Raw genomic sequence first — 14127 nt, 5'->3', positions numbered from 1 at the left:
TCTCCTTTATTGGTCGCTCGGCATCACTGCCGGTTCCCGGACCGTTATTTCCCAGGAAATAACCGTCGTGCTGTCGCGGACTCCGCATTGCTGGATGGTTTGCAGCATTTCTCCGATGCCGCCTTCCCCTTCCATAGATCGGGAAATGCTCAGCGGGTCGATGTAAGGATTACCCGGGCATTCCACCAGTCCGTCCGTGGCCAGGAAGAGGCGGTTAAGGCCTTGGCGCAACTCTCTCGTACCGGCAGAGTAGCAAGGGACGGCTCCTTCAAACGTGTTCACCTGGCCGATCCATTCATAGAACTGGCGCTGGTTCAGCTGATGCTGACCGAGCGCTGCCAGCTCCGGATGAAATAAGTACAAGAGGCAGTCGCCGACCGAGAACCACCAGATGTATTTCCCTTTCCGTACTGCGAGGAGGCAAGCAGTTTCCCCTTGCAGATTCCGGCAGCGGGCGAGGAAAGATTCTTCCTGGAATATGTTCAGTACCGCACCTTCAAGGTTCCGGAAAAACTCCTTTTGCAGCGGCTGGCTTAGCAGCGCTTTAATTTTTTCCTTATGCGCATTCACCTGCTCCAGCACGGCTTCCGCGCTTTCCGTCGTTTGATGGGCGTCCAGCAGCATAGCGAATTCCCAGTCCGCCGTTTCGCTGCTCCACACCAGGCAGGCGTCTTCATTTTTGGACTGGCCGGCGGAGGAATTGCCGCCGAAGCGGCCGATTTCGATTTCCCCTATCTTCGTGACGAAGGGCTGATCGACGAAATGCTCCTTGCTTCCTGCCCATCGGAAGTCCATATCCGTTTTCTGCATAACTGGCCACCTCCTTTTTTTTAGATTCTTAAAATTATAAGCTATGCGGTCTTTAAATGGTACATTTTTCCTTAAATTCTTCCCACAACAACAGCAACCTAGAATTTAATCGACACTTTCTGAGAATTAATCGACACTAATTAGATTTTATTCAACACTTCTCAAGTTTTAATCGACACTCTCCGCTATCGGCGTTCCCCTCCCCTTTAACCCGTGTTTCTAAGCTCCCTATCCACGTTTCTGCCTTTTCTATCGATGTTTCTGCTTTTCCTATCGACGTTTCGCCTCCATCCCGCGCCTCCAGCAAACACCCGATAAATGGACGGCTGCCTCCATTTCGTTTACCATATTATTGAGCATTCATTAGATTAACGAAATAAAAACCCAAGGAGCAGCCAATTTGAATAAAACCAAACCCCCATTGTGGACCAAAGACTTCATCCTTACCTCTTCCGTCAACTTCTTTCTGGTTCTGATTTTTTACCTATTGATGGTGACCATTGCTGTCTATGCCGTCGACGCTTACGATGCCTCGACGAGCGAGGCCGGCCTGGTGACCGGAATTTTCATCATCGGCGTATTGGCCGGCCGCCTCCTCATCGGACGCTTTCTTGACCGCATCGGGCGCAAGCGGACGATGGTGGTCGGCCTCATCTTGTTTACGCTGACAACGTTCTTTTACTTTTTGGATTTCGGGCTGACGTTCCTGATGTTCAACCGCTTTCTGCACGGCATGATGCTCGGGTTTGCGGCAACCGCAGCCGGCACAATCGTCGCGCAAATCATCCCGATGTCGCGAAAAGGCGAAGGGATCGGCTACTACAGCCTCAGCAACACCTTGGCGACCGCTATCGGCCCGTTCATTGGCCTGTACATGAACCAGAACTCGAGCTATGAAATGATCTTTGCATTGTGCCTGGCCTGCGGAGTGGCAAGCTTGTCCATTTCCTTGTTCGTCACCGTGCCGACCATCGAAGCGCCGCCTGCCGGAGACGAAATGAAAGGCTTCAAACTCGCGCAGTATGTGGAACCGAAAGCGGTGCCGATCACGTTGGTGATCTTTATTGCGGCGTTCTGCTATGCAAGTGTGCTGTCGTTCATCAGCTTCTATGCCGTCGAACGCGACTTGGTGCAGGCCGCGAGTTTCTTCTTCATCGTTTATTCGATCGCGATCCTTATCTCCAGGCCGTTCACGGGACGCCTCATGGATGTCAAAGGCGCGAATTACGTCATGTATCCCGCGTTCTTCATTTTCGCTGCCGGCCTCTTGCTGCTGAGCACCGCGGAAAGCACAACCATGTTTCTGCTGGCCGGATTCCTGATCGGCCTTGGCTTCGGAAATATGCAGTCCACAACGCAGGCGGTGGCCATCAAAATGACGCCGCCGCACCGGATGGGCCTGGCAACGTCGACGTTCTTCATCTTTATGGATGCCGGACTCGGCTTCGGGCCTTACCTTCTCGGCTTTATCATTTCGTTTACCGGCTACAGCATGCTGTATGCCATTCTCGGAGGCGTCGTGGCTGCCGCTTCCATCCTGTACTATTTCCTGCACGGCCGGAAAGAACGCCGGGACAACCGGCTGGCTTCGGCTTAGCCAACTAAAAAAGGGCATCCTCACATGGAGGATGCCCTTTTTCGATGAAATAATAGATAGATTTTTGACGCAGTCCGATTTAATACTACTTGCAAGGAAATAAATCCTTGCGGAATACTATGATAATATGGATTCAAAGACATGGTTAAATGAATAGCAACTTTACTCAAAAAATCAGCTAACTCATAGGAGGGCGAATTATCATGGTCAGATTGGACAAAATGAATTCCAATGAATTTGAAGAGTATCTAAGATACGCAATTAAAAATTACGCTGGTGAACACGTTAAAGCAGGAAATTGGAATGAACAGGAGGCCATAAGCAAGTCGATTAAAGCATACGAAGAGCTATTGCCAGAAGGAGAAAAAACTGCTGATAATGAGCTATTCATTATTCGGGATGGAGACGAAGAAGTAGGAATCATATGGCTGGCACAAGGCCCAAACGATAAAGGGTTTATTTACGACCTCGAAATTCAGAAAGACAGCCGCGGTCGCGGCTACGGCAAACAGGCCATGAAAGAAATAGAAAAAGTAGCAAGAAATTTAAATTTGAAAAGTATAGGTCTGCACGTATTTGCACACAATCAAGTCGCACGAGGTTTATACAAAAACCTCGGATATGCAGAAACAAATATTAAAATGGAAAAAAAGATTTAACATTGCGGTTTTAAAAGGAGAAGGGCATGCAGTTCGATTAATCGTTTCTAATGGACTTCTTTTTGCAAGGTCTATTAAACCCTCCTGCTCTTAGCCTTTTGAAGAGATAGAGAGCATAAAAAAGAGGCAGAATGAGAAGGGTTCCCCCCTCCATTCTGCCTCTCTTGCGTTTCTTATTGACTTAAAGGCATCCTTTACCCAGAGAATACGCTTTTCACAATACCTTTTATTCTTCTTCCGCTTCCGCAGCATCCGCTTCGGCTTTTGTCTTGTGGACAGTGCCCGGTTCGTGCTCCGGCGGTGCGTAGATGGAGTAGACTTTCAATGGCTCATCGCCTTTATTGGTTACGTTATGGTATTTGCCGGCCGGAATCATGATGGCGTCGTCATCTTTGGCATTCTGTTCGAACGTCAAATTGTCTTCGCTGTCGCCCATCTGGACAAATCCGCTGCCGCCTTCGATGCGCAGGAACTGGTCGCCTTCATGCTTTTCGAGTCCGATGTCATCGCCCGGCTCGACGCTCATGACTGTCACCTGCAAGTTTTCGCCGGTCCAGATCGTCGTACGGAAATTTTCGTTTTTCACTGTCGCTTCTTCGATATTCACCACATAAGGTTCTTTTCCATGATCTTTGAAATCCATTCAGAATTCCTCCTTTGAATTAACTAGACATTCCTTCTATACCTTTGAATGCCCTAATTCAAACAAGGGATTCCGAGCTCAATTGACCAATTGCTTGACCAGTTCCTTGTTGCGCTTCTTGAAAACTTCGTTATGGGAGGAGACCATGGCAATTTCGTTGGCGCTTGGCTGGATGAATTGTTTGGCTTTGTTGACGGCGTTCGCCGCGTCATGGAACGTTCCGGCAATCAAGTTCAGCTTGCCTGGATGCTTCAGGATATCGCCTGCTGCAAAAAGGCCCGGTACGGATGATTCACTGGCGGAGCTGCCGGAAATATAGAAGCCGTCCACCATCTCGATATCGAGGCCGCTTTGTTGGAGCAAGGTGGCATCCTGTTCGTAGCCGTGGTTGATGATGACTTCGTCGACCGCTTCGAAGAACGTGCCTCCAGTCTCCTGGTGGGTTAACTCGACGTATTCGATGGCATCCCGCTCGTCCGATGCGATCAATTTGGTGATGGTGGTGTTCAGGAAGCATTGGACCGAGCTGTTCATCAGCTGGGAAACCTGCGCTTCATGCCCGGCCAGTTCGCCTTTGCGGTACGTGACCGAGACTTTCGCGGCAATCGGCTCAAGTTCGTTCGCCCAGTCGATCGCGGAATTTCCGCCACCGGAAATCAGGACGTTCTTTCCTTTAAAGCGCCCAAGCGATTTGACGGTGTAGTTCAAGTTCGACAATTCGAACCGTTCGGCCCCTTCGATCGCAAGCTTCTGCGGATTCAGGATGCCTCCGCCGACTGCGACGATGATGGTCTTGGACAAATGGACTTCACCCGACGAACCCATCAATTCGAAAATGCCGGCGCTGTTGCGGTCAATCGATTCCACTTTCTCATTGAGCACGACTTCCGGATTGAACGTCAGGCCTTGCGTGACCAGCTGCTCGATCAGTTTGGCTCCCTGGATCGGCGGCTGCCCTCCGACATCCCAAATCATCTTCTCCGGATAGACATGCAGCTTGCCGCCAAGCTGCGGCTGAAATTCGATCAGTTTCGTCTTCATTTCCCGGAGGCCGCTGTAAAAGGCCGAATAAAGGCCTGCCGGACCGCCGCCGATAATTGTCACGTCGAATATTTCCGAGTTCGCCATTTTGCTCCACTCCTGCTTCTATTTTTAAAAGTATAAGAAAGTATAACTTTTAGACTCTTTGTTTCGTGTCCAGACTCCAGCGGCCAGCCCCTCGAGTCGCTTCGGTCTTGTCCCGAATGGCAAAGGACGCCATTCACGCCAAGTCCTCCAGCGCTTGTCGGGGCTGAACGGCCGCTTCCGCTTTTCTTTGTCCAGACTCCAGCGGCCAGCCCCTCGAGTCGCTTCGGTCTTGTCCCGAATGGCAAAGGACGCCATTCACGCCAAGTCCTCCAGCGCTTGTCGGGACTGAACGGCCGCTTCCGCTTTTCTTTGTCCAGACTCCAGCGGCCAGGTTCTCGGGTCATAAGCCAGCCTGGCTATGCGGTTGAAAACACACCGCTTCGCCAGGCCGTCTTATGCCGGTCGAACCTAAACGGCCGCTTCCGCTTTTCTTATTGACAAGGATTCTCATTCGCTTTATAGTAGTCATTGTAACGGAATTGAGAATCATTATCAACTTCTACATACATATTTATTTTCAGCAAAGGAGGCTCATCCATGGTTCGACTGTCCGCCGAAAATCTCGACATCAGCTACGGGGAACGGAAAATCGTCAAAAACCTGTCACTCGAAATCCCCGATAAAAAAATCACCACGATCATCGGCTCCAACGGCTGCGGCAAGTCGACCTTGCTGAAGGCTTTGACCCGCGTCATTCCGCATCAGGCCGGTTCGATCATCCTCGACGGCGGCGAAATCGCCAAGGAAAACACCAAGCTGCTCGCGCGCAAGATGGCCATCCTGCCGCAGACGCCTGAAAGCTCGCCCGGATTGACGGTCGGCGAGCTGGTTTCCTATGGTCGCTTCCCTTATCAGAAAGGGTTCGGCCGCCTGTCCGCCCGCGATTATGAAATCATCAATTGGGCGATGGATGTCACGGGAACCCAGTTTTTCAAGTACCATCCCGTCGACGCCTTGTCCGGCGGGCAGCGCCAGCGCGTCTGGATTGCGATGGCGCTGGCCCAGGAAACCGAAATGATTTTCCTCGATGAGCCGACGACCTACCTGGACATGGCCCATCAGCTCGAGATCCTCGAGCTGCTGCAGAAGCTGAATGAAGAACAGGAGCGCACGATTGTCATGGTGCTCCATGACCTCAATCAGGCTTCCCGCTTCGCCGATCACCTGATCGCCATGAAAAGCGGCGAAATCATCAAATCCGGCACAAGCCACGAAGTGATTACACCGGAAGTCTTAAAAACCGTGTTCCGCATCGACGCGGACATCGGCATCGACCCCCGGACGCAAAAACCCATCTGCATCACCTACAATTTAATCAAAGGAGCTTAACCATGAAAAAATTATCATTCATCCTTATATTATTGGCAGCCATGCTGCTTGCTGCATGCGGCAGCGATTCCGCATCCCCGAGCAAAGAAGAAGGCGGCGCAGCTGATTCGCCTGAAACCATCACATACGAATCCGAAAATGGCCCGGTCGAAGTGCCGGCTGATCCGCAGCGCGTACTTGTCCTCTCCACTTATGCAGGAAATGTTATGGCGCTTGACGTGCCGCTAGTCGGCGTCGACTCATGGTCGAAATCGAACCCTCGCTTCCAGGAACAATTGGAAGGCGTGGAAGAAGTGACGGAAGACAACCTGGAAAAGATCATCGAACTAGATCCGGACTTGATCATCGGCTTGTCGACGATTAAAAATATCGACAAGTTGAATGAAATCGCACCGACCGTTACGTACACTTACGGAAAAGTCGATTACTTGACGCAGCACCTCGAAATCGGAAAGCTGTTGAACAAAGAAGAAGAAGCACAGACATGGATCGACGATTTCAAAACCCGTGCTGGTGAAGCCGGCGAAGAGATCCGCGCTGAAATCGGCGAAGATGCAACGGTTTCTGTCATCGAGAACTTTGACAAGCAATTGTATGTCTTCGGCGACAACTGGGGACGCGGAACAGAAATCCTTTACCAGGAAATGAAACTGAAGATGCCGGCGAAAGTGGAAGAAATGGCATTGAAAGACGGCTTCTATGCTTTGTCGCAGGAAGTGCTGCCTGAATTCATGGGCGATTACGTGATCTTCAGCAAAGACAGCGAACAGGACAACTCGTTCCAGGAAACCGATGTCTACAAGAACACACCGGCTGTCAAAAACGGCCAGGTCTTTGAAGCCAACGCCAAAGAATTTTACTTTAACGATCCAATTTCATTGGACTACCAGCTTGAGTTTTTCAAAGAACATTTCTTGAAATAAAAAAGAAGAGGAATTCCTGGATACAGGGATTCCTCTTTAGTATGTTATGTATTGTTATAGTAGGTATACACTTTTCCTGCTTGCCGATATTCCGCAAAACAGCTACGCTTGCCGCGGGCGAGCGCCAAGCCTCCTCAGGCGCTTACGCGCCTTGCGGGGTCTCGGCTGTCTCGCTTTCCCGCAGGCAAGTATCGGCCAAACAGCATTTGGCCGATACTTTGCGACGAAGCGCGTAGTGCTGCAGGAGTAGTACGGTTTTCTGCGCTGTTTTGCTACATACCTCAGATAACACAGCAAAAAAGATAGAGTTACCCCTTCCCAATGTGCTAAACTAGCGCCGGCGCGTTCAGGGCTAGGCGGAGCTATGAGACGAGTGTTTTTCTCGGCTCATGGCGGAAGCCCAGCCCAAAGCGGCCGAAGCGGTATAGAATAATATCTTTAATTTAGAAAGATGTAACGACCTAAAAGCCTTAATCCATAGAGAAAAGATGATGCCTTATGCCAATCAAAACTTCATTCTTCCTTAAGTTCATCGCTGGGCTCGCCGCGTTTCTCGCGATGTTCGTCATCTCCATCGCCTTCGGAGCTGCCGACATCAGTGTGACGGATACGTGGCTTGCGCTGTTTTCGTCCGCTTCGAATGATGCCATTTCCATCATCCGGGAAATCCGCCTGCCGCGCGAGCTCGCTGCAGTATTGGTCGGCGCCGCTTTGGCGGTGTCCGGCGCCATCATGCAGGGCATGACGCGCAATCCGCTTGCGGATCCGGGCTTGCTCGGACTCACTGCCGGTGCGAACGCGGCGCTGGCCATTACGCTTGCGTTCATTCCTGGAGCCAATTACTTCAATATCATGATTGCCTGCTTTATCGGAGCCGCTGCAGGCGCGGCATTGGTGTTCGGCATCGGGGCTTCCAAAAAAGGCGGCTTTTCCCCGTTCCGCATCGTGCTGGCCGGCGCAGCCATTTCGGCGTTCCTGACGGCGCTCGCTGAAGGGATCGCTTTGTATTTCAAAATTTCGAAAGACGTCTCCATGTGGACTGCCGGCGGCTTGATCGGCACGACCTGGGGCCAGCTGCAGGTCATCTTCCCGTTCATCCTGGTGTCGCTGATTATCGCGCTGCTGCTGTCCCGCCAATTGTCGATTCTCAGCTTGAGCGAAGAAGCTGCGATCGGCCTTGGACAGAAGACCGGACAGACGAAAGCGTTGCTGTTCCTCGTCGTCACCTTGCTTGCCGGTGCTGCCGTGGCTCTCGCAGGAAACATGGCGTTTGTCGGGCTCCTGGTGCCGCATATCGTCCGCATGATTGTCGGCATCGATTACCGCCACGTGATTCCGATGTCTGCAGTGGTCGGAGCGATTTTCATGCTGTTTGCCGATCTTCTCGGCCGCACGCTCAATGCGCCGTTCGAGACGCCTGTCGCAGCGATCGTCGCGATGCTCGGCTTGCCGTTCTTCCTGCTCATCGTCCGTAAAGGAGGAGGCGCATTCACATGATTCAAACCGCATTGCTGAAAAAACAGCGCATTTTCTTTTATTCGCTCCTCGGGCTGATCCTGGCCACCATCACCATCAGTTTGGGAACAGGGTACTCGTCCCTTTCCTATGACCGCCTGTTTGCGGCATTTGCCGGACAAGGCACGTTCAAGGAGGAATTTGTCCTCTATTCCATCCGCTTGCCGCGCATCTTGATCACGCTGCTTGCGGGAATGGCGCTTGCACTCGCCGGCGCCATCCTGCAGAGCATCACGCGCAACGACTTGGCGGACCCGGGCATCATCGGCATCAATTCGGGCGCCGGCGTCGCAATTGCCGTGTTCTTCCTGTACTTTCCGGTCGATGCGGGCTCATTCGTCTATGTGCTCCCTGCTGTCGCGTTCGCAGGGGCCATGGTGACCGCGCTCTTGATCTATGCATTTTCCTATAATAAACGGACTGGCCTGCAGCCGGTGCGGCTCGTCCTGATCGGCATCGGGTTCTCGATGGCGTTGTCCGGCATCATGATCGTGCTGATTTCTTCCGCCGAACGGGAGAAAGTGGACTTTATCGCCAATTGGCTTGCCGGCAATATCTGGGGAACGGATTGGCCGTTCATCCTGGCCATCCTGCCTTGGCTGCTTGTGCTCATCCCGTTCACGCTGTATAAAGCGAACCGCTTGAACATGCTGAACCTGAGTGAACCCGTGGCGGTCGGCCTTGGCGTCTCAATCGAACGGGAACGCCTGGTCCTATTGATGACTGCTGTCGCCCTTGCGGCGGCGGCTGTCTCCGTCACAGGCGGCATCGCCTTTATCGGACTCATGGCGCCGCATATTGCAAAATCGCTTGTCGGGCCAAGGCACCAGATGTTCCTGCCGCTTGCCATTCTGATCGGCGGCTGGCTGCTGCTGATTGCCGACACGTTCGGACGCAACTTGCTTGAGCCGGCGGGCATCCCGGCCGGCATCATGGCAGCGCTCATCGGCGCACCTTATTTCATCTTTTTGCTGCTGAAAAAATAAAAAATAAACCCCTGAAGAGAAGAACCCTTCTCAACAGGGGTTTTCGTTATTCCGGGCGCTTCAGCGGGAAGATGTCGCCGAGCTTGGCGTAGTTGATGCCAGCTAGGCGGCTAACCGGCTTTAAAGCTTCCGGATTGATGCGGCCGTTATCGAAGATCGATTCGTCAATCACGAAACGGACGGCCCGGCCGATCAAGAGACGGGTGCCGCCAAGTTCCACTGCCTGCTCCAACCGGCATTCAAACCGGACTTTCGCTTCTTTGACCGATGGCACTTTTACAGCTTCGGAGTCGATGAGCGTCAAGGATGTCAAATCGATTTCGCTTTCTCCCGGCGGCAAGGAGGCCGCGGTTTTATTGACTTCCTCGACATTCGATTCATCCACGACATGGATGACGAACTCTCCGGTTTCGATGGCGTTCCGTGCAGTGTCCTTCAGCGCGCCCGCTCTGCTCTGGACTGAAACCGACAGGAGCGGCGGATCGGATGCCACAATATTGAAGTAGCTGAACGGCGCGGCATTCACGATTCCGTCAGCCGACATGCTGGTAACAAAGGCAATCGGGCGCGGAATGACGCTGCCGACCAGCAATTTGTAATTTTCACGTTCTGTCTGTTCGTTCGGGTCGATCGAAAGCATGGCGATTCCTCCTGGTTTTTAATGTATTTTTTCAGAAATGAAGGAGCAGGATGAACTGGCATCTTACTCTCTCCATTATAAATGGTTTGAGGTGAAATGTGCTTTTCCAGGCAAGCAAAAAAGGGAAGCACCTTTTGGACCGGCGCTTCCCTTTTCTTGTTGGCAATACATCTAGAGTGTGAGCGCCCCTTCGACTTTCATTGGAGCCGGAGACGGCTTTCCGAAATAATACCCCTGGAAAAGCTGGTAGCCCTGCTCCTTGAGCCAATCAAAGTCGGCTCGCTCTTCAATTCCTTCTGCAAGGGGCACCGATCCGATTTCGAGCGCTTTTTTGAGAAATTGAAGCGCCACTTCCTGTTTAGCAGGGTCATTTGCGGCCCCTTGCACATATTGCATGTCCAGTTTCATATAGTTCGGTTTCAGGTCAGCCAGCATTTCAATCGTGCTGTAGCCTTCGCCGACATCATCCAGCGCATATTCAAATCCTTTTTCTTTGTAATAGGCGAGAATTTTCTTCAAATGATCGAGATCGTTCACTTGCTCGGTTTCGACGACTTCAAAGACCAGCTGCTGCGGGTCAACCCCAAGTTTATTGGCAAGTTCTGTCGTCGAACGCAGGCAGAATTCCGGCGAGTAGATCGATGTCGGAATGAAATTGATGAACGCCTTCTCGCCTTTCAGTACAGCTGCGTGCTTGACGGCTGTCATGCGGCATACCCGGTCAAGAGCATACAAGCGCCCCCGGCTTTTGGCAGCCGGAAAGATTTCCCCTGGATAGATCACGGTGCCGTCTTCGTTCCGGAAGCGCGCCAGCATTTCATAGGCGAACACTTTTCCGTCGGCATCGATGATCGGCTGGTAATGGCAGCTCAACCGCTCGTATCGGATGACGTCATCGATCCATTCCATATTGAAGACATGCTCCATTTCAGAAAGCGGCTTCCAGTCCTCCTGGTTGATGCGAAACACTGCTTCCGCCGGATCCAGCAAGTCATTGCAGAAATCGAGGAATTCCCTGGCCCCCTGTTCGTCCATCTGCAGTTTGTTTTCTTTTCGAGTCACTGCTATATTTCGTCTTTCCAAAAATTCCGCAACTTGTTCCAAAACCGAGCTGTTCAATTCGCCTTCCAGGCGAATTTCGAACTTCAAGCTCGCAACTGTACAATTATTACATTCCAAATTATTTCCCCCTTGATATTGGTAATAATAGTGTACTTTATTCCTGTAATTTCTTATACCTTTTTTTCAATATTTTAGCCTCCCGAAATATTTTTCCCTCTTGAAAACCAAACTCGCAGCATTCGCTGTCCGCACAAAAAAGACTCCCGTATAGGGAGCCTTTCAGGTTCAAGTCTTGGCAAACTTGTTCTTCGCGTAAACATACGTCACCGCTAGCGCGGCCACAAGCACAGCGCCTTTGATGATGTCGAATGCATAATACGGGAGATTCAGGATCGTCAAGCCGTTCAACAGGATGCCGATGACGGCTGCCCCGAAGAACGTGCCAAGTGCATTCGGTTTGCCGGCGCCGAGCACAGAGTAGCCAACGAATACTGCAGCCACCGCTTCCATGAGGAGCGGCGCCCCGGCGTCGATCTGGCCGGAGCCGACGCGCGCCGTGAACAGGATGCCTGCCATCGACGCAAACACACCGGACACGACATATGCCGTGAACTTCACTTTTTTCACATTGACGCCTGAAAGCGTGGCGGCTTCCGCATTGCCGCCGGTCATGTACAGGACCCGGCCCCAGCGCGTGTGGTTAAGCAGGACATACGCCGCAAGCACGAAGAGAAGCATGATCCAGACCGGCACCGGCAGGCCGAGCATCTGCCCCTGGCCGATCCATAGGAACGCTTCCGATAACTGGCCAGGAGCGGTTCCGCCGGACGTCAGCGGCATATTATTGTAGATCGAGTAGCCTTCCGTATAGGTCCGGTGAAGCCCGGCGACAATGTACATCATGCTGAGCGTCGCGAGCAGGTCCGGAATGCCGACCACCACGATCAGGAAGCTGTTGACCACACCGACCAGGACCCCGACCAGAAGCGGCAGCAGCAAGACCAGCCAAAGCGGCATGTCGTACCAGACCATGAGCGACGCCGTCACCACTGTCGACAGCGACATCGTCGAGCCGACCGACAGATCAAAGCCGTCCACCACTAAAGTGAATGTCACGCCGAGCGCGAGCAGCGTCACAATGGAGATCGACCGCAAGATATCCGTAAAGTTGCCGTATGTGAAGAACGCGTCGCTGACGGTGCTGAAATAAAACACGATGATTGCAAGGAGCGCGATTGCCCCGTATTTAAACAGAAACTGGATGGCGTTTTCCTTCAGCGGACTCTCCGTTTTCATTTTGCCCTTCTTTTCCACCGCTTGCATATAATAAAATCCTTTCCTGGGTCGCTTCTTGCCGTGAAAATTCCTTCACGACCTGACCGTTGTACATGACCAAGATCCGATCGGAGATGCCGATCGCTTCATGGATTTCGCTGGAGAAATACAGGCAGCCTTTGCCGCTTGCAGCGAGGCTGCGGATCAATTTGAAAATATCGACCTTGGCACCGATGTCGACGCCTTTGGTCGGTTCATCGAAGAGGTAGAGCCGGGAATCGAGCGACATCCATTTGCCGATTGCCACTTTCTGCTGGTTGCCCCCGCTCAGATGGACGAGCGGCGTCTTCGTGCTGCCGGCCTTGATTCCCAGCCGCCCGATAATGTCTTTCGCGAATCCGCTTTCCGCTCCTTTGTCCATGAACCCGCGCGGCGAGAATTTCCGCAAATTCGGAAAAGAGGCATTCGTTTCGAGCGATTCGTGGACGAAGAGCCCTTCTTTGCGCCGCTCTTCGGGCACCAAGGCCATTCCTGCGCGGATGGCGTCAGCCGGGTGCTTCAAGTTCAGCTCCTTGCCGTCTAGCCGGACCGTTCCGGAAACGGTTTTGGCGCTGCCGAACAGCGCTTTTGCAAGCTCCGTCTTCCCGGCCCCGACCAGGCCGACCACGCCGACAATCTCACCGGATGCGACCGCCAAAGAGACGTCCTTCAGCTTGTCGCCGTCCGATACATTTTCCGCCTCCAGCAGCGGGCCGCCGATCGCATGCTCCCGGTGGACCAGTTCACTGCTGAGCTTGGCGCCGAGCATCGCTTCGACGATTTCCTCCTGAATGGCCGATGCGGTATCGAACGTGGCGACCCATTTCCCTTCGGCCATGACCGTGATACGGTCGCTGATTTCAAACACTTCCGGCAGCCGGTGCGAGATGAAGACGCAGCCGACGCCCTGCGCTTTTAAGTCCCGGATGACAGCGAACAGCTTGTCCGATTCGCGCAGAGACAGCGGCGCGGTCGGTTCGTCGAAAATGATGGCTTTCGCCTTGTGCACGAGCGCACGGGCAATCAGCACCAGCTGCTTTTCTGCAAGCGTCAGGCCAGCCGCTTTCCGGCGGACATCAATGCCTTCTGCCTGAAGTTCTTGAAGGGCAATGCGCGCTTTTGCATGAAGCTTCTTTTTGGAAATGAAAAAGCTTCCCCTTCCGGCAAACTGGTCGAGCAGGATGTTCTCTGCGACCGATAGCCCCGGGACGATTGCGGTATCGACTTCCTGATAAACCGTATAGATGCCGTGTTCTTTTGCCGCTTTCGGCGAGTGGAGACCGATTTCTTCCCCTTCGAGGCGGATGCTGCCGCTGTCCGGCGCATCGACGCCGGAGAGGATTTTCATCAATGTGCTTTTTCCGGCTCCGTTGACGCCAAGCAGCGCATGCACTTCGCCGCGCGCCAAGCTGAATTCCGCTCCTTGGAGCGCTGCCACGTTTCCGAACGCTTTATGGATTCCGGCCATGTCAAGCAATCGCTGTTCCATGCTTCGCCCCCTTTCTGAGAAAAAAGCCGCCC

The 14127-nt window shown here is 52.8% G+C and carries 13 protein-coding genes; 6 read left to right on the top strand and 7 right to left on the bottom strand.

Annotation, left to right across the window (positions count from 1 at the left end; all coding sequences use genetic code 11):
• Positions 1 to 6: 6 nt before the first annotated feature.
• Positions 7 to 810 (bottom strand): protein phosphatase 2C domain-containing protein, encoded by an 804-nt coding sequence (locus tag ACTL32_RS04080; protein WP_441340256.1) that lies wholly within the window; start codon positions 808 to 810, stop codon positions 7 to 9.
• Positions 811 to 1210: 400 nt separating this feature from the next.
• On the opposite strand from ACTL32_RS04080, the gene ACTL32_RS04075 reads away from it, so the two are divergent.
• Both ACTL32_RS04075 and ACTL32_RS04070 read left to right on the top strand, forming a co-directional pair.
• Positions 1211 to 2407, top strand: a complete 1197-nt coding sequence (locus ACTL32_RS04075; protein ID WP_441340255.1) for an MFS transporter — start codon at positions 1211 to 1213, stop codon at positions 2405 to 2407.
• 203 nt (positions 2408 to 2610) lie between these two features.
• Complete coding sequence (locus ACTL32_RS04070) at positions 2611 to 3066, top strand: GNAT family N-acetyltransferase (protein WP_441340254.1); 456 nt, start codon at positions 2611 to 2613, stop codon at positions 3064 to 3066.
• Between the two features lie 226 nt (positions 3067 to 3292).
• On the opposite strand, the gene ACTL32_RS04065 is transcribed toward ACTL32_RS04070, so the two are convergent.
• Positions 3293 to 3709 carry a cupin domain-containing protein gene (locus ACTL32_RS04065; RefSeq protein ID WP_204891678.1) on the bottom strand — a complete coding sequence of 139 codons (417 nt, stop codon included), beginning with the start codon at positions 3707 to 3709 and terminating at the stop codon, positions 3293 to 3295.
• A 78-nt stretch (positions 3710 to 3787) separates the two neighbouring features.
• Positions 3788 to 4837, bottom strand: coding sequence for an NAD(P)/FAD-dependent oxidoreductase (locus ACTL32_RS04060; protein ID WP_441340253.1), 1050 nt, complete (start codon positions 4835 to 4837; stop codon positions 3788 to 3790).
• A 537-nt stretch (positions 4838 to 5374) separates the two neighbouring features.
• On the opposite strand from ACTL32_RS04060, the gene ACTL32_RS04055 reads away from it, so the two are divergent.
• From ACTL32_RS04055 to ACTL32_RS04040, 4 genes are all read left to right on the top strand, one after another.
• Complete coding sequence (locus ACTL32_RS04055; RefSeq protein WP_204891680.1) at positions 5375 to 6166, top strand: ABC transporter ATP-binding protein; 792 nt, start codon at positions 5375 to 5377, stop codon at positions 6164 to 6166.
• 2 nt (positions 6167 to 6168) lie between these two features.
• Positions 6169 to 7089, top strand: a complete 921-nt coding sequence (locus tag ACTL32_RS04050) for an iron-hydroxamate ABC transporter substrate-binding protein (RefSeq protein ID WP_204891681.1) — start codon at positions 6169 to 6171, stop codon at positions 7087 to 7089.
• Between the two features lie 498 nt (positions 7090 to 7587).
• Entirely contained in the window at positions 7588 to 8586 is a 999-nt protein-coding gene (locus ACTL32_RS04045) for a FecCD family ABC transporter permease (protein ID WP_441340252.1), read from the top strand.
• The gene (locus tag ACTL32_RS04040) at positions 8583 to 9590 is read left to right on the top strand and encodes a FecCD family ABC transporter permease (RefSeq protein WP_441340251.1); all 1008 of its coding nucleotides are present in this window, start codon (positions 8583 to 8585) and stop codon (positions 9588 to 9590) included. The genes ACTL32_RS04045 and ACTL32_RS04040 overlap by 4 nt, the downstream gene beginning before the upstream one ends.
• Positions 9591 to 9636: 46 nt before the next feature.
• Here ACTL32_RS04040 and ACTL32_RS04035 read toward each other — a convergent pair whose 3' ends face one another.
• The 4 genes from ACTL32_RS04035 to ACTL32_RS04020 all read right to left on the bottom strand — a co-directional run bounded on the left by ACTL32_RS04035 (position 9637) and on the right by ACTL32_RS04020 (position 14095).
• Positions 9637 to 10230, bottom strand: a complete 594-nt coding sequence (locus ACTL32_RS04035) for a flavin reductase family protein (protein WP_441340250.1) — start codon at positions 10228 to 10230, stop codon at positions 9637 to 9639.
• Between the two features lie 171 nt (positions 10231 to 10401).
• Complete coding sequence (locus ACTL32_RS04030) at positions 10402 to 11409, bottom strand: EAL domain-containing protein (RefSeq protein WP_441340249.1); 1008 nt, start codon at positions 11407 to 11409, stop codon at positions 10402 to 10404.
• 168 nt (positions 11410 to 11577) lie between these two features.
• Positions 11578 to 12615, bottom strand: a complete 1038-nt coding sequence (locus ACTL32_RS04025; protein WP_441340248.1) for an ABC transporter permease — start codon at positions 12613 to 12615, stop codon at positions 11578 to 11580.
• The gene (locus ACTL32_RS04020; RefSeq protein ID WP_441340247.1) at positions 12539 to 14095 is read right to left on the bottom strand and encodes a sugar ABC transporter ATP-binding protein; all 1557 of its coding nucleotides are present in this window, start codon (positions 14093 to 14095) and stop codon (positions 12539 to 12541) included. The genes ACTL32_RS04025 and ACTL32_RS04020 overlap by 77 nt, the downstream gene beginning before the upstream one ends.
• Positions 14096 to 14127: the final 32 nt, after the last annotated feature.

The organism is Planococcus sp. FY231025, assembly GCF_052078085.1.
Lineage (GTDB): Bacteria > Bacillota > Bacilli > Bacillales_A > Planococcaceae > Planococcus.
The sequence above is the reverse complement of the archived record's forward strand: the minus strand, read 5'-3'. Positions and strand labels throughout refer to the sequence as shown.

Bases quoted from the DNA above. Each gene is read 5' to 3' on its own strand.
- ACTL32_RS04055 (WP_204891680.1), top strand. From the start codon at position 5,375: ATGGTTCGACTGTCCGCCGAAAATCTCGACATCAGCTACGGGGAACGG.
- ACTL32_RS04050 (WP_204891681.1), top strand. From the start codon at position 6,169: ATGAAAAAATTATCATTCATCCTTATATTATTGGCAGCCATGCTGCTT.
- ACTL32_RS04080 (WP_441340256.1), bottom strand. From the start codon at position 810: ATGCAGAAAACGGATATGGACTTCCGATGGGCAGGAAGCAAGGAGCAT.
- ACTL32_RS04065 (WP_204891678.1), bottom strand. From the start codon at position 3,709: ATGGATTTCAAAGATCATGGAAAAGAACCTTATGTGGTGAATATCGAA.
- ACTL32_RS04035 (WP_441340250.1), bottom strand. From the start codon at position 10,230: ATGCTTTCGATCGACCCGAACGAACAGACAGAACGTGAAAATTACAAA.
- ACTL32_RS04020 (WP_441340247.1), bottom strand. From the start codon at position 14,095: ATGGAACAGCGATTGCTTGACATGGCCGGAATCCATAAAGCGTTCGGA.
- ACTL32_RS04040 (WP_441340251.1), top strand. From the start codon at position 8,583: ATGATTCAAACCGCATTGCTGAAAAAACAGCGCATTTTCTTTTATTCG.
- ACTL32_RS04025 (WP_441340248.1), bottom strand. From the start codon at position 12,615: ATGCAAGCGGTGGAAAAGAAGGGCAAAATGAAAACGGAGAGTCCGCTG.
- ACTL32_RS04045 (WP_441340252.1), top strand. From the start codon at position 7,588: ATGCCAATCAAAACTTCATTCTTCCTTAAGTTCATCGCTGGGCTCGCC.
- ACTL32_RS04070 (WP_441340254.1), top strand. From the start codon at position 2,611: ATGGTCAGATTGGACAAAATGAATTCCAATGAATTTGAAGAGTATCTA.
- ACTL32_RS04060 (WP_441340253.1), bottom strand. From the start codon at position 4,837: ATGGCGAACTCGGAAATATTCGACGTGACAATTATCGGCGGCGGTCCG.